Source organism: Lachnoanaerobaculum sp. MSX33 (genome assembly GCF_000512995.1).
In the GTDB taxonomy this organism is placed as follows: Bacteria; Bacillota; Clostridia; order Lachnospirales; family Lachnospiraceae; genus Lachnoanaerobaculum.
The window spans coordinates 1-23773 of record NZ_AZXX01000066.1; the positions used below are offsets into that span (position 1 = coordinate 1).

Sequence of the window (23773 nt, forward strand, 5' to 3'; positions counted from 1 at the left end):
ATATCAACTTTATATAAGCACTATGCTTATTAAAGTGCGCCTAAATCTTGCAGTTATCAACTTTTCAGCTTGAAATTTGTGCTTTGCACAAATTTATACTTGTATACAATAATAATTGCGAACGAGCTCAGCGAGTTTCGCAATTACCTAAAAGTAAGATTTTATTACTTCACTAAATACTTGTGTATCTATTCTATCCTTATCTTTGATAATATCAAGTATGGTTCTTTCTTTGTCATACACTGATATTTCTTTGCCAAAAGGACCATTTATAGTTATTTTCCCAATATCATAATAATCTTTTTTTACATACTTAAAAATAATACTATCTCTTACCGACTTAACTCTGCCGACATTATCTCCTACCTTTACAGTCATCACATAAACAAAAGACATCCTTATTGATAATCCTTGTAAATACGCTGCTGTTTTGTGAGAAAAATACCTTTGGGTATTCTGTATGAGAAATAAAGATACTCATAGATACTCTCACCCAGAAGTGCATAAAGTCCATTGGCTTTTTTTCAAGTTCTTCTTTTAGTATATCCTTATGAATACCAAAATTTAAGGCTTCTTTGGTATTTATAATCCCATTATTTTCTTTTATTTTCTTTTATTTTTTTAGCAGGAGTTCCCTTTTATTCATTTTTATCACCGCCTTTTCATTCTTAAATTATGATATTTATAAGAATAAAAGTCAATAAATAAAATTTGCAAAGAAAAAAGACGACAGTTGTTCCCATCGTCTTTTGCCACCATTGATGAAATTTTTTATATTGATTTTATCCCTTTGTTGACCACATGAAGAAATGCTATAATACTTGCACCAAGCATCGTAATTCCATAGGGAAAAAATTCCAAGAAAAGCGAGCGATCTATTTTCACAGTTTTTTTAGCATGATAATTTCGTGTGTTCTGTATTCTTCCATGAATATATTCTTTAGAAACATTGTGATTGCCGGATTATCTATGGCAATATCGTCATAGAGCAGTTTTACACCATTCTGTTTAGCGGCATTGCACAGCAAATCCAATCCAATACCGCCATAGCATTTTTTTCTATATGGAGCATAGACTATGATATCTGCGAGATAAAGCTTTCGATCACTATCGTAATGATAGGCAATCTCTCCAATAAAATGACCGGTGTTATCCTTTAAATATCTGTAATAACGTTTGCCCTCATGATTTACAATCCAAAAATCATACCATCCAAGCCATTCCTCTTTCGGAAAAGAAATTGTACCTCCCCATGCCAGGTTATACGACATGGTTTCCATATCTGCCATCATCTTTTGTCGAAACCAAAGATCTTCCAAAGACGGTGTATAAAGCGTGATGAGGCTTTCCCTTCGTCTTTCGTTAGTAAGATTACGTGTCCCTTTCCTTCACTATCCACTTTTTTATATTTTTGGTTCCTACTGTTTGGCTTGTGCGGTATTATCATTTTTATTCCACCTTCCATAAGTAAATGCACAATCCTTCCTCTTCCCGGATTATAACACCCTCATCGGTAAGTTTCTTCAATGCCGCCATATCCTTTTTTCTATAGAAATTTATATTACTATAAATTACTACCAAATTATTAAGAACTTGCACTGCTATATCTTTTCAAGGCCAATCTATAGCATATTCTTGTCAACATAAAAAATACTATCGATAATAAAACAATATCTATCGTATCAATCATTCCTACTTTTCCTAATAATTTTTCAGCCGGAACATTTGAAACTGTTGCAAGCGGTATAATATAGATCATTAAAATTCTTATCATTCCCTTATAAATATTTTGAGGATACTCCAGAAATTTCAACGCACTTAAAAACAGTTCATGCATCACTCCAATTTTTATAAAAATAATTGATAATATCATTATCAAGAACCATATTGAATAGCAGATAACAATAGCTGCTACTATATCAATAAAAAATATAATCACCTTTGCTACCGTTATTTTTGCTCCCACATGAAACAGTGCATATAGCAAAAGTGCAAATGAAAATATCACACTTGGTACTGCTCCAAAATAGAAGTATCTAAGCGATATATAAAACTGTGAACTACAAGGTTTCAGCAATATATAATCGAAGTCTCCACGCAAGACATACCTTTGGATTCTTGGTAAATTATTCATAAATAACATATAAATAATCGATGTTATAATCTGTGTTACTGCGACTAACACCAGCATTTCTTCACTATTCCAACCAGCTATAGCATTTGTATTTAGAAAAATAATCTTGAAAAAATATATATTTACAAAGATATTTAACAAACTGTCTATTATTTCAGCTATTAAATTCCCCCTATAATCTGACTCTCTTGCAAATGTGTTCACGATGAATCCTCTAAATACATTTATATGGAATCTTAGTTCTCGCATTTTATCCTCCAATAAGCTCGTAATGCTTAAACCCATTTTCCCATAACACTTCAAGAAGTATTCCTAAACCTACTATCCATGGTACAATAACATAGAAGTATCTAATCACCTCTGTCCTATCCGTTCCCATCAATAATGTTCGTGCCGGAAAATAAATCATATATTGAAATGGCATGTATCTACATATATTAGAAAATGATTCCGGTAATAGTGTGAGTGGAAATAAACCACCCGCCAAAAATTCAATCGCAAAAGTTAATGTATAATACCAACTTGAAATTTCATATATCCAAAAGCTCAAGAATCCAATCACCATTGCTATTTGGAAATAAAATACCATTGCCACCATTATTTCAACAAAAAATAAAACTATATCCACTCCGGATCCATAAAACATTTTACCTTTAAACAAGAAAGCAAAAATCACAATATAAATGATTGAGCAAAACAACATACTTTTACTTTTTTCAGCTATATATTTTACAAACGAATATCTAATATAATTGATTGGTTTACAAATAAAATGTTGTATTTCGCCACTCTGTATATCACCCATAATTTCAAATATAAAATTAGGTGTAATAATCATTGATATAAATCTAGCCAAAACTATATAAAGGAACATCTCTCCAAACTTCATTACCTTTATGCTATTTTCAGCTGTATATATGTCCCTCCATAGATAGTATAAAGCAATTACCGGTATGAATGTGCATACTAACTCTGCAAGAAATTCGAAACGATAATACGTTACCTGCTTCCACATCAGTCGATATACAGATAGATACTTTTTAAGTGTTTTCATGTCTCTTCTCCATCTTATAGAAGTCTCTAACTATATCTTCTGCACCTACTTCAGATATCATGATATTGTTTATATATTCATTGTCTGCCAACTTGTGTCTTAATACCGTAATATCATCTTTTGCAACCCTTAGTTTTACCAATCCCTCGCTATTTTCAAGCACTTCACCATATTCACTCCATAAAATATTTTCATTCTCGCTTCTTTTCTCAATAGATACCAGTACATCCTTCCCATGCTCTTTTACGAATTCAGAAAATTTTCCGTCGTAATATATTTTCCCTTTATCCATAAATATAGCTCTTTCACAAACAGCTTCTATATCACCCATATTGTGACTTGTCAAAATCACTGTTGCTTTATTATTGATACTATAGTTTTTAATAAACTCCCTGACTTCTTTTTGTGCTATTAAATCCATCCCTATAGTTGGTTCATCAAGAAATAGAATTTCCGGTTTATATAACAATGAACCAATTAATTCACATTTCATTCTTTCTCCGAGTGATAATGTTCTTACCGGGCTTTGAAGAATATCTTCAGCACCAATCATCTCAACCAGCTCACTTAGGTTCTTTTCATATTCTTTATCTCTTAACTCGTATATATCTTTTAGTAGTAAATAATTATCCTTCGCTGAAACATCCCACCAAAGTTGTTGTTTTTGTCCTAACAATAGTGTAATAGATTTCTTATAAGCTTTTTCCTTTTTGAAGGGATTATAATTTAAAACTTCAATTTTTCCTGTTGTTGGTAACAGCAAGCCGGACATCAACTTCATCATTGTAGTTTTTCCTGCGCCATTCTGCCCAATTACAGCAACACACTCTCCTTTATTGATTTGAAATGAGACATTATCAACTGCCACTTTCTCCAAATACTTTCTATGAAAAAAATTATCAAGAATTCGTTCCTGTTTTTCATAACGTTTAAAGGTCTTAGTTACCTGGTTTACTGAAATAGCGACCATATCGTTTAACTCCTTTTGTGCATTTTTATAATTATATCAAACCATGTCGCAATATGCCAAGGCTACCTCGCGGCATGTTGTTACCTCCATTATTTAATCCATTTTTCCCTCACAAATAAAGAATGATTAAATCACTCCTGCTTTTTCAAAATGTTTTTTAAGTATCTTTATTGCAACAAATGCTCCTATGCAAGCAAGAACAAAAGTTATCAAGCCAAATCCTACTGCCCACGAAACTTTGAAATAAGATAATGCTTCATTTATCCCCGCTTCGCTCATTTTCCATTTTGATGCTCTTTCCACAAAAGAAGCTGTTCCGAATAAAATTACAGGAATTACTGTTCCTAAAAAATCTGCTAATGCAAATGTCCCATATCCAATAATCATTCGTCCCTTGCTCTCATAATTTCCTATAATCAAATCACATATCATTCCACCGATTACAGCAAAGACTACATGAGGCAAATGTCCTCCTGACAATGCAATTAAACCAAGAAGCGTTCCTGATATTGTAAATACACCCTTCTTTTTAACTTTTACAGCCATAAGAATATAAACGGTAGCAGCTATCATAAAGCTAACTCCTGAAGCAATAAATCCTCCTATAACTGTTGTTGCCATAGCAAAGCTGGCTGCCATGTATATGACAATTCCAATTGCATTAAAAATTCCGATTGTAATAAAATCACGACCATTTAATTTGTTTTTCATAGTTGGTCTCCTAATAAATTTTCTGTATTACTATCACAAGAGTAATCATCAAAGCTCCTAATAGTCCAATCAATAAATCCGTTGTTCTAAACCGTAATTCTGTTAATGTAACCCTGTTTTCATCACTATCAAGTCCTCTAATGAGTGCTGAAGCTGACAGTTCATCTGAAATCTTAATCATTCTCATTAAAAGCGGAACAAGCGTATATTCCATATATTTAATTGGATGTAGCAACGGGAAAAATCTGCTTGTTACGATTCCTCGAATCTTCATATTCTCTTTTAATGCCTTAAATTCTATTTTTATATTTGGTACAAACCTAAGCAAAACACTAAAAGGTATACCAATGCTTCTTGGCACTTTCATTCTATTTAATGCTTCAAGCATTTCACTTACACTTGTAGTCTTTGTTATATATCCACCAAACATAGCGATTAAGGTCATTCTTGATGCAAAGTAAATAAACATATATATTGCAAATACGATGCTTGCTTTGCAAAACTTTCCAAGCCCTAACTCTATGCAATATAAAAGCACAAAAAACAAGATAAAGCGTAATGCTCTTTTCCACATTCCACTGTATACATACAGAAAAAAGGCGAAGACAATCAGTCCGAAAAGTAGAATTGTACCGCTTATAAAAAAGCTCGTAAAGGAAGCAATTGGAAGTAGAATAAGTTTTATTCTCGGATCTATAGTTTTTCTATCTGACAATCTCTCTACCTCCTCTCATTTTGTCTAATATGAGAAATTTATTACTTTCACTCATATTCAGAACCTTTTCTATTTTTCCATCTCCCATTACCCAGAGCCTGCTCACTGTGTTTGCTAAAAACTCAAAATCATGACTTATTACCAAAACTGTTGTCCCTTTTTTTAACTGTTCTTCAATCAGTTTTGCGACGGAAAGCATTGAGTCTTTATCACAACCTGATGTTGGTTCATCATAGATGAAAATCTTTGCCTGTTTCATCATTCCACAAGCTATTGTCAGTCTTTGTTTTTCTCCTCTTGATAAAGCAAACGGATGCTTATCAATGTATTTATCTAAGCCAAGTACACTCAAAATAGACTTTGCCTTTTGAGTATTTTCTTTTTTATCCTTACCCTCCATACCAAGCAGCATTTCATCAAGTACACTTTCCGAAAATAACTGATAGTCTGAATCTTGAAAGACAAAATATGACATAGCCATTAAATCTTTACGATTCAACTCTTTATCTTTTTCCGCCCATATTTTCCCCTCTTTTATCTTCTCTAGTCCTGAAATCACCCTTGCAAAGGTAGTTTTCCCGGTACCATTTAAGCCGATAAGACCAATAGCTTTTCCGCACTCCATATTGAAATCAAGATGATTTAAGATGTACTGTTTTTGCTTATTTTTAACCTTAGTTGTACTTGGGTAACAAAATTTCAAGCCTTTTCCACTAATACTTTCATCATTTAATTGATATGAATCTTTCTTCTCACTTATCCTGTATTCTTCTAATTCAAGAGTTCTTAGTCCATTTTCATCCCAAAACTTCCCTTCAAGATGGATAACTTCTTCCCGACTCAAATCCTGTGCAATTTCTCCATCTTTCATCAAAAGGAAACGGTCAAATAAAGACTTTACATAGTACAAACGATGTTCAATTAGAACAACCGTTGTTCCTTTTTTCTTTAATTTCTCCAAAATTAAAAACAAGTCAAATGTTGCTTTCATGTCCAAATTTGCTGAAGGTTCATCTAAAATTAAAACTTTCGGATTCATCGCATAGATGCTTGCAATAGCTATCTTTTGTTTCTGTCCGCTTGATAATTCAAAAACAGATTTTCCTTTCAGTTCCGGGATATCCAGCTCTGCATATACTTCTTCTACTCTCTGTTTGATTTCATCTCTTGATTTGCAGATAGTTTGAAGACCAAAAGCTATTTCTTCATCTGTAGTTGTCGTAAAAAACTGACTTCTTGGATCTTGAAATACAGTTCCTACAATATATCCTATTTCATGAAGTAATAATTTGCTTATATCTTTTCCTGACACAAAGGCTTTTCCTTGCATTTTACCTTTATAATAATGCGGAATAAGACCATTCATTATACTTCCAAGAGTGCTTTTACCACTTCCACTTTTCCCTGAAATTAAAACAAATTCACCCTTTTTAATTTCAAGATTTATATTTTTTAAAGCAGTTCGCCCATCTTCCCATTCATAAGAAACATCTTTTAGCAAAATCATGGTTATACCCCGTACTGAGCTTTCCATAATTTTGTGTAGTAACCATTTTTCTCAAGAAGTTCCCCATGCTTTCCTTTTTCAAGTAAATTGCCTTTTTGAAATACGAGAATTTGGTCAGCTTTTTGAATGGTTTTTAAATGATGAGCCACTACAAGTACAGTTCTATTCTTTGCAAGTTCTGTAATGGCATCTTGTATCAAAGATTCATTTACAGGATCAACATTACTTGTCATTTCATCAAGAATTAAAATAGGTGCATCCTTTAGAAAAGCTCTTGCAATAGATATTCTTTGTCTTTGCCCACCTGAAAGAAGCCCACCATTTTCTCCAATATCAGTTTCATAACCTTTTGGTAAACTCATAATGAAATCATGTATCCTTGCTTTCTTTGCAGCTTCAATGATTTCTTCTTTCGTTGCTCCTTTTTTACCTACCCTGATGTTTTCTTCAATGGTATTATCAAACAACTGAACATTCTGCATGACAATACTGATACGATCCAAAAGCTCATCATAAGGAATATCTCTTATATCAGTTCCTCCAAGTGTAATTTTCCCTTTATGCACATCGTAAAATCTTAAAAGCAAGTTGGTTATAGTAGTCTTTCCACTACCTGACTCACCAACTAAGGCTGTCACCCGTTTTTCAGCAATAGAAAAGCTCAATTTTTCCATTTTAAATTCATCTTTTTCGTAAGAAAAATCTATGTTTTCAAAAGCTATATCATTATCTTTCGGAACAATTCCATTCACTTTATCCGAGATTACATCTGCATATAAAATTCTTGAAAGTCGCTCGTAACTATCTACTGCTGAAATATAGTACATATAGTGTTGTTCCATAGAAGCGAAGGGCTTATAAAACTCTTTTGAAATTACTGCAAAGATAATAAAATTAAGTACATCAAGATTTCCCTTTACAACAAATATTGTTCCTGCAATTAAAAGAATTAAATATCCAATATCCAGTAAAAAACCAAATATAGATAATTGTTTTGCCTTGAATCTTGAAGCTGCTTTACTTGTTTCTCCAAACTTTTTTGTCTTATTCATAAGCTCATTATCCAAGCTCTTATTGTTTGAAAAACTCTTTAGTACAGGTATTCCTCTAACATATTCAACAAATAAGCTAACCATATCAAGAAGTGCTGAGTTGTTTTGATTTTCAATTCTTTCAGATTGCTTAATTGTTAGATATAGAAAGATAAGTGCAATCGGAACAGATACAGCCATCATAATGGCAAGTTTAAAATCAATACTTGCAAGACCAACAAATACGACTGCACCTATCAAAAAATCGCCAAACATTCTTGACCACATGTGTCCTACAACAAGGGACATATTATCAACATCTTTGTGTAAAATTGTATTGATTTCTCCCAATCTTTCATTTGTATAAAAACCTAAACTGAATTTCTTTAATTTGATAATCATGCGTTCTCTGATTTGCTGAACAATATCAAAACCTGCACTATGCTTTTTCATATCTGCAACCATATTACAAATACCTTTGAAGACTACAAGTAATCCAATCGCAATAAAATATTTATATAGGCTTGCTAAGCTCGCTCCATCAAAGATTTGGAACAGTATAGAAAATACGATAACAATCATAGCTATGGAGCTTAGTCCATAAAGGGCAAAGAATACACTTGATATAATCAAATCTCTCTTGCCGGTTTTTGTAAGTAGTTTTAACATTTCTCTAAACATTTTCTGTTACCACCTCCGTACACTCGCAATCCGCTCCGTTCCTTGCTCGTGAAAGACTTTCTTTGATACACTCGCAATCCGCTTTGCTACTTGCTCGTGAAAGACTTTCATCTTTCAAATTCCATCTATCTACCTTGTTCTGTGCTTCAACCATATCCTTATAAAAATCACATCTTTTCATCAGCTCTTCATGGCTTCCTGCATCAAGAACAACCCCCTTATCCATAACTATAATTTGGTCTGAATCTCTAATTGTATTTAGGTGATGAGCAATTGTAATGATAGTTTTATCCTTGCTTAAATCATCAATTGCTTCGCCGATTAGTCTTTCATTTTCACTATCAACAGCTGCCATTGCTTCATCTAATATTAAAATAGGTGCATTTTTAAGTATCATTCTTGCTATGGATATTCTTTGTTTTTCTCCACCGGATAACTTAACTCCCATTTCACCTACTCGTGTTTCATATCCATTTGGCAATGCTGAAATAAAGTCATGGCATCTTGCTTTTTTAGCCGCCTCTATGACTTCTTCTTTTGTTGCATTTAATTTTCCGATTGATATATTTTCAAAAATGCTTAAATCAAAAAGGATAACATCTTGCCCGACACTGCCAATCAGTATTGAAATATTTTCTTGACTATATTCTTTTATATCTTTTCCATTTATCAGTATTTGTCCTTCGTCTGCATCCCAAAATCCCATAAGCAAATTAGATACGGTACTTTTCCCACAACCGCTTGCCCCTACAAAGGCATTCAAGCTATTTTTCTTAAAAGTCAAATTGATATCTTTAAGCTCAAAACCATCTTTTCCGTATGCAAAATTCACATCTTTAAATTCTATGTTTCCAAATTCTAAACCTTGTTCTGTTTTTTTGTTTGGAAGTGGAACTGTTAAAACTTTTCCAATCGCCTTTAATGCCTCCCTAAACACAATAGAAAAATGTTGCAATGTAGCTGTCTTACTTATAGATGCAGTAAAAGCAGATGATAAAATTATTGCAAGAATAAAATTAGGTGTTGTAATATTTCTATAGTAAAGAAATATGCTTCCTAAAATCATGACAATTACCACTCCAATTTCCATAAATATGTCAATAAGTCCCATTGGAATTGTAATTGCTCCCATACTCTTTTTAACCCAGTAAATATATTCTCTTGCCGTTTTTAATGTTCTTTCACTAATCTCCTCTTCTTTAGCAAAAGCCTTAATCACAGAAATGTTTTTTACATATTCCATCAACTCTTCTCTCATCTTATTTTCATGATTAAAGTAAATCGAAAAGTTTTTATCCATTGTTTTCTGTGAAAGAACTTTTACCAAATACATGAGTGGAACTCCGACAATCATTCCAAGAGCAAGACGCCAATCCACAAAAATCATGGATATGAAAATGATAGTAGGCAGAAGTGTAACTGACATTATTTCAGGAAGACCATGGGCAAGGTATACTTCCACTTGCTCTACATCATGCTGAACGATGTTGGTAAGTTCCCCGGTATTATGTTCTTTGAAAAATCCTAAACTTAGTTTTTTTAAATGACTGATAATATCTAACCTAAGTTCTGTCAATTTTTCATAGGCTTTTTCATGGGCAACCTTTGTTGCAAAATAATAAAACACACCTTTTAATGCAAATGATATAAAGATTCCTAAGAAAATATATTTCAAATTATCTTCGCTAATATTGTTTGTAATTAAAGAACTAATCAAATATACGAGTAAGATTTGTGGTATCAAATCACATACTATTTTTAAAGCAAGAAGTAAACCCGCTAAACCATTTTTTCCAATCACTTTTTTTCTTAATTCTTTTTCCGGCATGAACAACACTCCTTTCAAAATCGAATAATATCGAATTTTAATTCAGTATTAAGGTTTAAAGTAAGACTTTGCTGATTACGCAAAGTCTATTTTTTAGTGCTGATTATAGGGATTCCACTCCCTTGTAATAACACCTTGCAATAAGTTTTAACATGTCTTTTGCCCACTTTTCACTTTGATAGTGCCTTGCTATTTCAAGAAGCCCCTCTGTAAAGTTACTGGCTAAAATATGAGCAAGCATTGGATCATATTCCTCTTTTGATTGTCTTTTTAAACTTACTTCAATATGAACCTGCATTTGTGATATGAGTTTTTGTTTTGCTTCTGTATGTTTCGTTCCTGAGCTTTTATCCATCAAAATAATTAACTTCTTACGCTCTTTTAAAAGTTCATGAATGTAGTTTTCTCCAGCTTCATCAAACCTTTCAGAAGCAGAACCTTTTTCCAAAGATTCTTCCTCATTAAAGGCTGACTCGAAATTTATATAAACTGAACTTACTACTGCATCAAACAAAACTTCCTTATTTTTAAAATAGGTATAAATGAGTGCCACAGGAATATCTGCTTCTTTTGCAATTTCTGTTAATTTGGCACCTCTATAGTCCTTTTTATAAAACACTTTTTCTGCTGCTTCAAGTATTCTATTTCTAACTTCTTCTTTTAATACTTGTGCCATAGCACACCTCTTTCTATGTTAATACTGAATTTATATTTAATAATAAATTATAATTCAATATTTGTCAAGATGCCTATAGAAAACATATCGACAACCTTTAAGAGCTTTAGATATTCTGCTTCACTACGCAAACTATCTCGTTTTGCAAGCTACATAATGTTATGAAAATCATTTATTTGCATTTTTATCTTCTTCTTTTCTCCAAACAAAAAAGGCGGTTAGATTTTACTCTAATCACCTTTTGATTCTATAACCTTGTTTATTCTATTTCATTACAACCCATTTGCCTGATTTGGTAGAGCCTTCTCTTTTAATCTTACCGTCTGCTCTTAATTTTTTTATGTGATAACGAACTCCGTCAAAAGAAACATTTAAATGTTCCGCAATTTGTTTTGCTGTAATATTTGGCTCCATCATCATCAATTCAATAATTCTATTCGATACGGATTTCTCAATTTTTATTTCTTGGGTAGTTTCTTGGGTAATACTACCATTAAACACCTTTAAAAACTCTGAATTTGTACCCATAACTGCGTTAGTATAGTTATCTTCTTCATTGTCCGGATAAAACTTAAGTTCAGGAGAACCATTTTCTAATAGTGCATCTTTTGCTCGCCTTATTCCTGATCCGTAAGACTCTATCAAATTTAATGAAAAGAACATATCTTTAAGTTCTTTATTAAGATACTGCCGTCTATCAAAACTTCTATCCCTATTAAGAGCTTCGATAGTTACAGGAGGAAGTGGTCTGTTATGGTTTACAAAAGAAATTCTATCCTTGTAAATATATATTCCTACAAATGGACGCTCTTTATAATTCACTTAATAAGTGAATTATAATATTTAGCAAAAACATAGTAATAATGGACGCTTTCATCCACTATCATGGTGTTACCACGAATAATTTAGGTTAAATATATACCAATTATAGTAGCTCTTATATCAAGAATAGCTTTTCACCTGTTCTACAAAATCTAAAATAAGCTCGGAAAAGCTATCTGCAATTTCCTCAAGGTCAGTATAGTCATTATTATATCCGCGTATCTTACCACTTTCCAAGTCTATAAATACAATGCTTCCGTCACCTAAGCCTCCGATAGGAAATGCTTTCCCGTGTTCACATTCACTCATATACTCCTCGTATGCTTCTTCAAAGAATGTATAGTTTTCTTCAAGCTCCTTCAAGTCAAAAATCCACGGTTCCGCCAAATAGCAACCTCCCAGGTTAAGAAGTAGCCAACGATACTCTGAGGGTATGGAAACATAATTTAATTCAAACTTTTTTATATTATCCTCAGACTCCGGCAGGATACCTTTTGTGAACACGCTTGCTTCGTAAGCCGCCTTAATCCTGTCAAAGTGTTTTTCTAAAATAATATTACACATTTTATCTCCTTAATGAAATTATAGATGCTTTATTTATTTAGATACTGACATTCCCTTAATCACTAGCTTATCCCTTAAAATGTAGTATTTTTTAGGAGATAAAAATAATATATCATTGCCTCTCCAACAATGCCACCGTCTCCGCATGCTTCGTATGACAAAAGCAATCAAACACCATCCCCTTTTCAAATCTATACCTTTGCTTCTTGAAAACCTCCAAATCCCTTGCCAGTGTCTCGGGATTGCAGGACACATATACCACTTTCTTCGGTTTCAGCCTACCTACTGCGGCTATGAACTCCTCTGTAGATCCTGTTCTTGGTGGATCTAGAATCACCACATCTATCTTTTCATTAGCTGCTGCCAAATCGTTTATAAATGCGGTTGCATCGGCATTATAAAATTTCACATTCTTTATATTGTTTATCTTGGCATTCGTGATGGCATCTTTGTGGGCATCCTTATTCAGCTCCACAGATATTACTTCCTTTACGGACTTTGACGCAATCAGCCCGATAGTACCTATTCCCGAATAGGCATCCAAAAGCAATTCATCCCCTTGCAAACCTGCATACTCTATTGCCTGAGAGTAAAGCTTTTCGGTTTGATCTCTGTTTACCTGATAGAATGACTTCGGTGAGATTTTGAATGTAAGTCCACAGAGTTCATCTGTGATATAGCCCTTGCCATACATCACTATTTCTCTGTCACCAAGCACCATACTGGTGTTTTTGTTGTTTATATTTTGAACTATTGTAGTTATTTCGGGATGTTCTCCTCTCAGTACCTTTATAAATGCATTCTTATTTGGGAATATTACATTTGAGGTCACCAAAACCACCATGATCTGACCGCTTTTCTTCCCTACACGTATCAGTACATGGCGCAAGAAGCCGAATCCGCTGTCCTCGTCATATGCCTTTATTTTAAATGAAACACACATTTTCTTGATGGTCTGTATGATACTTCCCGCCTTCTCATCTTCAATCAGACAGTTTTTTGTATCCACCACTTTATGTGAGTTCTTTTCATAAGTTCCTGCAATGATTTTCTTGTTTTCAAAGCCGAAAACCGCACTTACTTTGTTCCTATAATGATAGGGATTGCTCATGAAGACAATCCCGTCAAATTTGCCGTATTTTTTTATCAATGAATTTGCTGTGTCAAGTTTCTCCTTGACATGCTTATTGTATGAACTGTTTATATAATCGCAGCCGCCACATTTTTTGGCGACTGCACATTTTAGCTCTTTTGAAGCTTTTATATTTCTTTTGTTAATTCCTTCAGCCATGCTTTCTCTTCTTCACTAAGTCCATAGGATATGGAATCATAGACCTGCTTTTGATATTTATTATAAATCTCTATATCTTTCTTTGTCATTACATCTACCAATAGCGGTTCACTGTCTATAGGCGCCATGGTAAGGCTTTCAAATCCGAGGAAACCTTCCTGCTTTTCAATAACATTCATCAAAATTTCCATTCTGATACCATGCTTACCGCTTATATATACTCCCGGCTCATCACTCATTATCATTCCCGGCTCAAACTCAAGATTTCTGAATACATCTTTGTTTATCTTGTTTCTGATAGATGTAGGTGCTTCATGGACCGTATTTACAAATCCAACACCATGTCCGGTACCGTGATTATAATCAAGTCCATGCTCCCAAAGTGCCTCTCTTGCCTTTATATCAAGGCAAACACCTATTGCTCCTCTCTTAAATGTAGTATTTAAAAGTCTGAGCATACCGATGGTTACCAAGGTATAATGAAGCTTCTCTTCATAGGTATTTTCTCCAAGAGAAATTGTTCTTGTTACATCTGTGGTACCGTCCTTATATGTAGCACCTGAATCAAACAGGTATAATCCTCTAGCTTCCAGCTCTTTTGCAGTCTCATATTCAGCCTCATAGTGAACTATTGCACCGTTTTCGGCATAACCTGATATAGTCGGGAAGCTTAAATCAAGGAAAAGATCATCCCCTCTTCTTAAATTATCAAGATAGTCTGATGCTGTCTTTTCTGTAAGCTTGGCACCGTTTTTTACCTGCTGCTTTATCCAATACATATATTTAGCCATATATACGCCGTCTCTGATATGAGATTTTTTCATATTTGAAACCTCAACATCATTTTTTATATTCTTCAGATAGGTTACAGGGCTTAATACACTGTAAAGTTTGTTTGCATTTTCTTTTTTACTTATAGAAATAAATGTCTTGTAGCTGACATCCGCCTCATCAAACATTATCTGTTTGTTTTTAATACCTGCCACAGTTTCATCAAAACTCTCATATGACTTTATATCTATTCCGTTCTCATCCAAATATGCCCTTACTTCATCACTTAGCGCCTCATCCTGAATAAATAATGTCGCCTTGTCACTCTCAAGTATAAAATAAGACAGGAAAAGCGGATTGCATTTTATATCAAAGGCTCTAAGATTAGTTAGCCATGCGATATCGGATAATGAAGATACTATCAAAAGATCTCTACCCTTCATTCTTTCTCTTACTTCACTTATCTTTTTTGCCGCCGACTTTCCTGCATACTTCTCTTCTAAAATAAACACTTTTGTATGTGGTCTCTCCGGTCTGTCAGTCCAAACCTCATCAGTAATTTCTTTACCGATTGCAAGCTTTACACCTTTTTTTACAACTTTGCCTGCAATTACTTTTCCTTCCGAGAAGCTTAGAAGTGAACCGTTAAATCCGAGTACTTCATCTTTTTTCATCTTTTCTTCCAAGAGTTCATCAAGATTAGGTACTCCGAACTCTCCCATTTTCATAAGAGTTATTCCGCTGTCTTTGAGCTCGCTTTCCGCCTGTAAAAAGTATCTTCCGTCTGTCCAAAGATATGCTTCTTCCTTCATTACAAGGAGTGTACCCGCACTTCCTGTAAAACCGCTTAAAAATCTCCTGCATTTGTCATATTCTGTAGGATATTCACTTTGATGTGCATCAGAAGAAGGGGATATCCATGCGTCTATCCCCTCTCTTTGCATTACTTTTCTTAAATTAACAATTGTCTGTTTCATAATGCTCCTTTATATTAAACATTTATAAAGCCAAATTTTACCAATGCATTAAAAACTCCGTCATCCGCTATATTTTCGGTGACATAGTCCGCATATTGTTTTAGTTCCTCTATTGAATTGCCCATGGCTATACCAAGTCCCGATTCCTCCAAGATTTCCTTATCATTCATAGAATCTCCGAATGAAACCGTATCTTTTAAATCGACACCGAAGTAATTACATAGGCGTTTTAGTCCTTCCGCCTTGCTTGCAACCTTTTCTACAACATCGGCTCCGAACATTCCGGCAAAGAGCGGCAGTTTCAAAGTTGGAAATTTCTTTTCTATATCCTTTGCACCTTCAACCGGTCCTATATAAGTCAATGTTCTTATGGGCAGGTCAAATAATTCTTCAGCCGGATAAAACTTTCTAAAATGTTGTCCCCACCTTTTAAAATCATATGCATCAATTATATGCGGATTGAAAAAATAATCCTTATCTTCAAGGGTAAGGCCAATAGAGCATTCCTTGCCCTCTACATACTTTGCCAGACCTCTTAAAACATCCTTATCAAAGAAATGTTCAAAGATTTTTTCTTCTCCCACCTTTACCAATGTACCGTTAAGACCTATTACAGCATCAGGCTTTACTATATCAACGAATTGCTTACTGTCGCTGTTTTCAGGATTTCTACCTGTAGCAAGGACTATGATATGCCCCTGCTCTCTTAGCTTTTCTATAGCCAAAAGAGCTGAAGGGGTTATCTTATAATCTTCATGATTAAGCAATGTCATATCAATATCAAAACTGAAAATCTTTTTATTTTGCATTATCCAACCTTAATTTACTCAAATGCCAAATATCTCTTACATATTCTTCAATGGTTCTGTCGGATGAGAACTTACCTACATTTGCAGTCTGTGTAAGTGCCATCTTTGCCCATCTCTTCCTATCTCTGTAAGCCTTATCAACTTCTTCATGAGCCTTGGCATAACTTCTGAAATCCTTCAATATGAAATATGTATCGGCTCTGTCATGACCACTATTCTTTAAGAGTGAATCATAGATTTCTCTAAACTCCTCAGTATTGTTTGGAGAATAGAATCCGTTTACAAGCTGCATAAGTACAGTTCTGATCTCACTGTCACTGTTAAAAATAACCATCGGATCATATTCATGATTCTTCTCATATGCAATAACTTCATCCGAAGAAAGTCCGAAGATAAATGCATTCTCCTGACCAACTTCTTCAACTATCTCGACATTTGCACCGTCCATAGTTCCTATAGTAGGTGCACCGTTGAGCATAAACTTCATATTTCCGGTACCTGAAGCCTCTTTACTTGCAGTAGAAATCTGTTCACTGACATCAGCTGCGGCAAAGATTATTTCGGCATTTGATACTTTGTAATCTTCTATGAATACAACCTTTATCTTATCATTTATGCTCTTGTCATTATTGATAACATCAGCAACGGAGTTTATAAGCTTAATTGTCTGCTTTGCTCGTCTGTATCCTGCAGCCGCCTTGGCACCGAATATAAATGTTCTCGGATACATATCGAAGTTATCACCATTTTTAAGCTTATTATAAAGATACATTACATGTAAAATATTTAAAAGCTGACGCTTATACTCATGCAATCTCTTTACCTGTACATCAAAGATAGAATCCGGATTTATATCTACCCTGTTATGTTCCTTGATATACTTCACAAGTCTTAATTTATTTTGATACTTTATCTCCATGAACTCGGCCAGAGCTGTTTCATCATCCAAATAATCCTTAAGGCCTGCCAAAAGCGGTAAATCAGTAATAAACTTATCTGTTCCAAGCTTCTTTGTAATCCAATCTGTTAAGAGAGGATTTGCATGAACAAGGAATCTTCTTTGAGTAATACCGTTTGTCTTGTTGTTGAACTTATCAGGCATCATCTCGTAGAAATCTTTCAACTCCTGATTTTTTAAAATCTCGGTATGAAGTCTTGCAACACCGTTTACGGAAAATCCTGCTACAATAGCCATATAAGCCATTCTTACCTGGCCGTTGTAAAGTATTGCCATGTTCTTTTCTTTTTCTGCAAAATTATGTGGGTATCTTGCTCTTATCTGCTCAACAAATCTTCTGTTTATCTCATCTACTATTTGATAAACTCTTGGAAGCAGTGATTTAAACAAGTCTATAGGCCACTTTTCAAGCGCCTCCGCCATTATTGTATGGTTTGTATATGCCATACACTCTGTAGTAATCTTCCATGCCTCATCCCAGCTTAAACCTTCCTCATCCAAAAGAAGTCTCATAAGCTCAGGTATTGCTACTGTAGGATGAGTATCATTTAACTGGAATACCACTTTCTTTGGCAAATCATGTATATCGCTGTGATTTTCTTTAAACTTGTCAAGCGCTCTTTGAAGGCTGGCTGAGATAAAGAAATACTGCTGCTTTAATCTAAGTTCCTTACCTGCATAGTGATTATCGTTCGGATAAAGTACCTCTACCAATGTCTTTGCAAGATTCTCCTGCTCAAGCGCCTTTTGATAATCTCCCTTATCAAACTGCTCAAGGCTGAAGTTTGTAATAGCCTCGGCATCCCAGATACGAAGTGTGTTTACCATTCCGTTCTCATATCCCAGTACAGGCATATCATAAGGAATAGCTCTTACAGAACCGTAGTTTTCCTGTATAAACTTTTCCTTACCGTCTACATTTTCAACTCTTACATTTCCACCGAATTTTACTATATAAGAATATTCACTCCTCTTTATTTCAAAAGGATATCCGTTTTTGATCCAGTTATCCGGAACTTCCTTTTGATATCCGTTTTCTATTTTTTGCTTAAACATACCGTAGCGGTATCTAATGCCGCAACCGTATGCAGGATAATTAAGAGTTGCAAGCGAATCAAGGAAGCATGCGGCAAGTCTTCCAAGACCGCCGTTTCCAAGTGCCGGATCGCTCTCCTGGTCTTCTATATCTGTCAGATCAAAACCAAGCTCATCTAAAACTTGGGCAATTTCTTTTCTTGCTCCGAGATTTATTATATTATTACCGAGTGCCCTACCTATCAAAAACTCCATTGACAAATAGTAAAGAATTTTTGCATCCTGAGCGTCATAAGCCTTATGTGTTGCTATCCACTCATCTATGACAGTATCTTTTATGGCGTAGGAAAGAGCATAGAAAACCTGCTCTTTACTCGCCTCATCTATAGTTTTTCTGTATAATACCTTTACATTATCCTCTATAGCTTTTTTTAATTCCTTAGCGTTCATCATCGTAAGTATATCTAACCTTTCTTACTCACTCCAAGGGATGTATTTTCTCCGTTCAAGTTCCAATCCTTAGTGTATCCCTCTACATTGTTATATACTATCTCATCTGCCAATGTGTCGTTCTTGATTACTGCTTCATTTTTCTTTATTATTTCAGCAATTCTCTCATTTCCTGTCTGTGAAAGCACGATATGATCAACTACCTCAAATCCCGCTTCCTTTCTCATAGTCTGAATTTTTGAAATAAGCTCTCTTACAAAACCTTCTTCAATAAGTGCTTCATCAAGTCTTATATCAAGTACAACTGTAGTCTTATTGTCGGCTTCTGTTACAAAGTCATCATTCTTTGCAGTTTCGATAAGCAAATCTTCTCTTCCAAGGCTTACCTTTTCACCGTCAAAGTCAAAGTCTACACTTCCGGTTTCATTCAAAGACTTCATAGCCGCATGTCCGTCAAGTGAAGCAAGTGCCTCTTTTATCTTTCCTAAGAGCTTACCGTACTTAGGACCTACTGTCTTTAACTGTGGCTTAAATGAGTAGCTTACAAATTCTTCTACATCATCCTTAAACTCTACAGCCTTGACATTTAGCTCATCCTCTATAATCTCTACATAGAATGGATCAAGTACAGTCTCAGCCTTAACATACATATTTCCGATAGGCTGACGGTTCTTTATATTAGCCGAATTTCTTGCAGCTCTACCAAGTACTACTATATCAAGTACCTCGTCCATGCTTACCTCAAGGTCCTTGTCGATAAAATCTTCATTGACAGTAGGGAAGTCTGTTAAGTGTATACTTTCCGGAGCATTCTTATCTACGCTTCTTACAAGATTTTGATAAATCTCTTCTGTCATAAAAGGTATCATAGGTGCAGCTATCTTTGAAAGAGTTATAAGGGCTGTGTAAAGTGTCATATAGGCATTTACCTTATCCTGCTCCATTCCCTTTGCCCAGAATCTCTCTCTACATCTTCTTACATACCAGTTACTCATATCATCTGTGAAGCTCTGTAGTGCTCTTGCAGTCTCTGTTATCTTATAGTTATTCAAATAGTCATCAACTGTCTTTACCAATGTATTAAGCTTTGATAAAAGCCACTTATCCATTACACTAAGCTTGTCATACTCCAAGCTGTACTTCGTAGGGTCAAAGCTGTCGATATCCGCATAAAGTACATAAAATGCATAAGTATTCCAAAGTGTACCGAGGAACTTTCTCTGTCCTTCCTCAACGGCCTTGTCATGGAATCTGTTTGGAAGCCATGGTGCCGAATTCACATAGAAATACCATCTGATAGCATCTGCACCGAACTTGTTAAGTGCATCCATAGGATCTACGGCATTTCCCTTTGACTTACTCATCTTTTGACCGTCTTCATCCTGTACATGTCCCATTACAATAACATTCTTGTACGGAGCCTTATTAAATATAAGTGTAGATATGGCAAGAAGTGAATAGAACCAACCTCTTGTCTGGTCTACAGCCTCTGAAATAAAGTCGGCAGGGAACTGCGCCTCAAACTTCTCATGATTTTCAAAAGGATAGTGGTGCTGTGCAAAAGGCATAGAACCTGAATCAAACCATGCATCAAGCACTTCAGGAGTTCTTTTCATTTCCTTGCCGCACTCAGGACAGGTGATTGTCACAGCGTCAATATAAGGTCTGTGAAGTTCTATATTCTCAGGACAATTTTTTGACATTGACTTTAACTCTTCAATACTTCCGATACTGTGCATATGTCCGCACTCGCAAATCCATACATTAAGAGGTGTTCCCCAATATCTGTTTCTTGATACCGCCCAGTCTTGAATATTCTCAAGCCAGTCACCGAATCTTCCCTTTCCGATACTTTCAGGAATCCAGTTGATTGTATTGTTATTTCTTATTATATCTTCTTTTACCGCTGTCATCTTTATGTACCAAGATTCTCTTGCATAGTAGATAAGCGGTGTATTACATCTCCAGCAATGTGGATAGCTGTGTTCAAATACAGGTGCATCAAAGAGCTTTCCGTTCTCATCAAGATCTTTTAATACAAGCTTGTCGGCATCCTTTACGAAAACGCCTTCCCACTTTGTTTCCTTTGTAAGATTACCTTGAGCATCTACAAGCTGAACAAATGGAAGATCATAGTTTCTACCAATTCTTGAGTCGTCCTCACCGAATGCAGGTGCGATATGTACTATACCTGTACCGTCTGTAAGAGTTACATAGCTGTCACATACTACAAACCATGCTTTACCCTTTACATTAAGTCCGCCCCAAAGCGGCTCATACTCAATGCCTTCAAGCTCCTTACCCTTATAAGTCTCAAGTACAGTATAGTCCTCTTTTAAAACAGTTTCAACCAATGCACTTGCGAGAATATAAGTATAATCTCCCTGCTTTACCTTAACATAATCTTCGTCCGGATTTACACAAAGAGCCACATTACTTGGTAAAGTCCAAGGTGTTGTAGTCCAAGCCAGGAAGTAAACATCCTCATCCTTTTTCTTGAATCTTACAATAGCGGATCTTTCTTTTACATCCTTATACCCCTGAGCTACCTCATGACTTGAAAGCGGTGTTCCACATCTAGGACAGTACGGCACTACTTTAAATCCCTTATAAAGAAGTCCCTTATCCCAAATCTGCTTTAGCGCCCACCACTCGGACTCTATATATGAGTCATGATATGTAACATACGGATCGTTCATATCCGCCCAGAAACCTATAACATCTGAGAATTCCTCCCACATGCCCTTATATTTCCAAACCGACTCTTTACACTTCTCGATAAAAGGTGCAACGCCGTAGTTCTCTATCTGCTCTTTTCCGTTAATTCCAAGCTCTTTTTCAACTTCTATCTCTACAGGAAGTCCATGGGTATCCCAACCGGCTTTTCTTGGAACCTTATAGCCCTTCATAGTTCTGTATCTTGGAATCATATCCTTGATAACTCTGGTTAAGGCATGACCGATATGCGGCTTTCCGTTTGCTGTCGGCGGTCCGTCATAGAACATATATGTAGGAGCATCTTTTCTGTCTTCGATACTCTTCTCAAAAATATGGTTTTCACGCCAAAACTTTTCAACTTCTCTTTCTCTCTCTACAAATTTAAGGTCTGTAGGCACTTTCTTATACATAAAAATCCTTTCCTTGTAAGATGATTATAAAAAAAGCCTGCCCTGTAACAGGACAAGCCAAAACTTATATACCACCTTTACAACATACTATCATATGTGTTCCTATAACGGGGAAACCGGCACATCCTACTCTTAATTCAGATTGCAACTCGGGAGTGATTTTCATCCACCGCTCCGTATCGGTCTTACACCGTCACCGACTCGCTGAAACTTCTGCCAAGGATTACTCTCTCCGTCTTTGTTTTTATTTTATAACCGGTTAATATTATAATCATTTGTAGATATTATGTCAATGGCACAAAGGCTTAAATCCCCCTAATACTTTCCTATCATAATCTATATATCAATATATGTCTAATTCATTTATAAGACCTTTCTAAAACTCCGGTATGCATATTTGTTATGGCCCCTATTCCATTTTTTCTGAATAATAAACAGAAATTTTTGTCTAAAATCCGTGTTTTTGTAACCTAAATTTTTTATAAATATATTAGCTTTGTTTTTTATTTATTATTTCCTTTCTTTATATTTTTTTTATATTTTTTCCATATTATGGACACAATTATTTTTTATATTATAAGAGCATTAGCGATGGCTAGTGCAGGTTTCAGAATTACTGGAACTACAAAGCTTTTTCATACTCATACCGGACAGTTTAACTGTCCGGCCCCCCTAAAAATGTTAAAACCACCTATTCCCAAGGTGGTTTTTTTATGTTTGAAGCAGCATATAAAACTATTTTAATATACTAAATGCGGTAAAATATTGAAACTATTTTCACACTTCTATTCTTCTACTAAAAAAGAGGAGCTCAGATATCTAAACTCCCCTTTTAAAATCAATATTATGCAGTCATTGCAATTTTTCCGTCAACAACTTGTATAACCTTAGTTGGGCACTTTGCCACACATTTTCCGCAATTTGTACATTTGGAATAGTCTATCAGCGCTACATTTCCGTTCATATGTATTGCGTCATCCTCACAAGCCTTTACACACAATGTACATGCAATACAGCCCACCTCACATACCTCTTTGACCGCTTTACCCTTATCCTGTGAATTACACTGTACAAAAGTAAATGTCTCATAAGGTACCAAGTCTATAAGTTTCTTAGGACAGGCCTCAACACATTTTCCACATGCTACACATTTCTCTCTGTCCACCAACGCAATACCGTCCACTATATGTATAGAATCAAATTCGCACACCTTTACACATGATCCGAATCCCATACATCCGTAACTGCAGGCTTTACCGCCCTGTCCGGGAACATTCATAGCTGAATTACAATCTGTGATACCGAAATATGTAAAGTTTTGTTTTGTTTTATCACAAGTTCCCTTACATTTTACAAATGCAACCTGCTTTACGGCCTCACCTGCACTTACTCCCATTATCTCACCGATAATTTCAGCTACAGGCGCTCCACCTACAGGACATTTATTTACAGGTGCTTCACCTGCCGCAATAGCTTTTGCAAGGCCGTCACAACCCGGATATCCGCAACCACCACAGTTATTTCCCGGTAATGCATCTCTTACAGCTATTTCTTTTTCATCCACTTCCACTTTAAACTTCTCACTGGCAACTCCAAGTAGGAGACCAATAAGAATGCCGACTATACCAACTACTGCCGCCGCAATAATTACTCCATTCATA

General features: G+C 35.2%; 19 protein-coding genes and 1 pseudogene. All 20 read right to left on the reverse strand.

Annotated elements, in window-relative coordinates; all coding sequences use genetic code 11:
• Positions 1–147 precede the first annotated feature (147 nt).
• Positions 148–378, reverse strand: coding sequence for a hypothetical protein (locus HMPREF1495_RS14080; protein ID WP_242832872.1), 231 nt, complete (start codon positions 376–378; stop codon positions 148–150).
• Positions 379–881: 503 nt separating this feature from the next.
• Positions 882–1319: a GNAT family N-acetyltransferase gene (locus HMPREF1495_RS07490; RefSeq protein WP_242832873.1), complete on the reverse strand. Its 438-nt coding sequence runs from the start codon at positions 1317–1319 to the stop codon at positions 882–884.
• A 130-nt stretch (positions 1320–1449) separates the two neighbouring features.
• Positions 1450–1581: a hypothetical protein gene (locus tag HMPREF1495_RS14195; RefSeq protein ID WP_256379712.1), complete on the reverse strand. Its 132-nt coding sequence runs from the start codon at positions 1579–1581 to the stop codon at positions 1450–1452.
• A 4-nt stretch (positions 1582–1585) separates the two neighbouring features.
• On the reverse strand, positions 1586–2383 hold the full coding sequence (locus HMPREF1495_RS07500; RefSeq protein WP_034213388.1) for an ABC transporter permease: 798 nt from the start codon (positions 2381–2383) through the stop codon (positions 1586–1588).
• A gap of 1 nt (position 2384) precedes the next feature.
• Positions 2385–3188, reverse strand: coding sequence for an ABC transporter permease (locus tag HMPREF1495_RS07505; RefSeq protein WP_034213390.1), 804 nt, complete (start codon positions 3186–3188; stop codon positions 2385–2387).
• On the reverse strand, positions 3175–4158 hold the full coding sequence (locus HMPREF1495_RS07510) for an ABC transporter ATP-binding protein (RefSeq protein WP_034213392.1): 984 nt from the start codon (positions 4156–4158) through the stop codon (positions 3175–3177). Before HMPREF1495_RS07510 ends, HMPREF1495_RS07505 begins: the two co-directional genes overlap by 14 nt.
• A 126-nt stretch (positions 4159–4284) precedes the next feature.
• On the reverse strand, positions 4285–4869 hold the full coding sequence (locus HMPREF1495_RS07515; RefSeq protein ID WP_034213395.1) for an MptD family putative ECF transporter S component: 585 nt from the start codon (positions 4867–4869) through the stop codon (positions 4285–4287).
• Positions 4870–4879: 10 nt separating this feature from the next.
• Positions 4880–5584: an energy-coupling factor transporter transmembrane component T gene (locus tag HMPREF1495_RS07520; RefSeq protein ID WP_034213397.1), complete on the reverse strand. Its 705-nt coding sequence runs from the start codon at positions 5582–5584 to the stop codon at positions 4880–4882.
• Positions 5574–7091: an ABC transporter ATP-binding protein gene (locus HMPREF1495_RS07525; protein ID WP_034213400.1), complete on the reverse strand. Its 1518-nt coding sequence runs from the start codon at positions 7089–7091 to the stop codon at positions 5574–5576. Before HMPREF1495_RS07525 ends, HMPREF1495_RS07520 begins: the two co-directional genes overlap by 11 nt.
• Before the next feature lie 2 nt (positions 7092–7093).
• Positions 7094–8803, reverse strand: coding sequence for an ABC transporter ATP-binding protein (locus HMPREF1495_RS07530; protein ID WP_034213403.1), 1710 nt, complete (start codon positions 8801–8803; stop codon positions 7094–7096).
• The gene (locus tag HMPREF1495_RS07535) at positions 8796–10631 is read right to left on the reverse strand and encodes an ABC transporter ATP-binding protein (protein WP_034213406.1); all 1836 of its coding nucleotides are present in this window, start codon (positions 10629–10631) and stop codon (positions 8796–8798) included. Before HMPREF1495_RS07535 ends, HMPREF1495_RS07530 begins: the two co-directional genes overlap by 8 nt.
• Before the next feature lie 103 nt (positions 10632–10734).
• Entirely contained in the window at positions 10735–11307 is a 573-nt protein-coding gene (locus HMPREF1495_RS07540) for a TetR/AcrR family transcriptional regulator (RefSeq protein ID WP_034213408.1), read from the reverse strand.
• 264 nt (positions 11308–11571) lie between these two features.
• Positions 11572–12108, reverse strand: a pseudogene (locus HMPREF1495_RS07545) (ATP-binding protein); the annotation flags it as partial.
• A gap of 141 nt (positions 12109–12249) precedes the next feature.
• A complete protein-coding gene (locus HMPREF1495_RS07550) occupies positions 12250–12693 on the reverse strand; it encodes an SMI1/KNR4 family protein (RefSeq protein WP_007591398.1) in 444 nt (147 codons plus the stop codon).
• 112 nt (positions 12694–12805) lie between these two features.
• Positions 12806–13984, reverse strand: a complete 1179-nt coding sequence (gene rlmD, locus HMPREF1495_RS07555; RefSeq protein ID WP_034213409.1) for a 23S rRNA (uracil(1939)-C(5))-methyltransferase RlmD — start codon at positions 13982–13984, stop codon at positions 12806–12808.
• Positions 13954–15732: an aminopeptidase P family protein gene (locus HMPREF1495_RS07560; protein WP_034213411.1), complete on the reverse strand. Its 1779-nt coding sequence runs from the start codon at positions 15730–15732 to the stop codon at positions 13954–13956. Before HMPREF1495_RS07560 ends, rlmD begins: the two co-directional genes overlap by 31 nt.
• Positions 15733–15746: 14 nt before the next feature.
• Positions 15747–16541, reverse strand: coding sequence for an HAD family hydrolase (locus HMPREF1495_RS07565; RefSeq protein WP_007591392.1), 795 nt, complete (start codon positions 16539–16541; stop codon positions 15747–15749).
• Positions 16531–18987 (reverse strand): glycogen/starch/alpha-glucan phosphorylase, encoded by a 2457-nt coding sequence (locus tag HMPREF1495_RS07570; protein WP_084544509.1) that lies wholly within the window; start codon positions 18985–18987, stop codon positions 16531–16533. The genes HMPREF1495_RS07565 and HMPREF1495_RS07570 overlap by 11 nt, the downstream gene beginning before the upstream one ends.
• An 11-nt stretch (positions 18988–18998) precedes the next feature.
• Positions 18999–22112, reverse strand: a complete 3114-nt coding sequence (gene ileS / locus HMPREF1495_RS07575; protein ID WP_034213416.1) for an isoleucine--tRNA ligase — start codon at positions 22110–22112, stop codon at positions 18999–19001.
• A gap of 844 nt (positions 22113–22956) precedes the next feature.
• Positions 22957–23772 carry an RnfABCDGE type electron transport complex subunit B gene (locus tag HMPREF1495_RS07580; RefSeq protein ID WP_034213418.1) on the reverse strand — a complete coding sequence of 272 codons (816 nt, stop codon included), beginning with the start codon at positions 23770–23772 and terminating at the stop codon, positions 22957–22959.
• Position 23773: the final 1 nt, after the last annotated feature.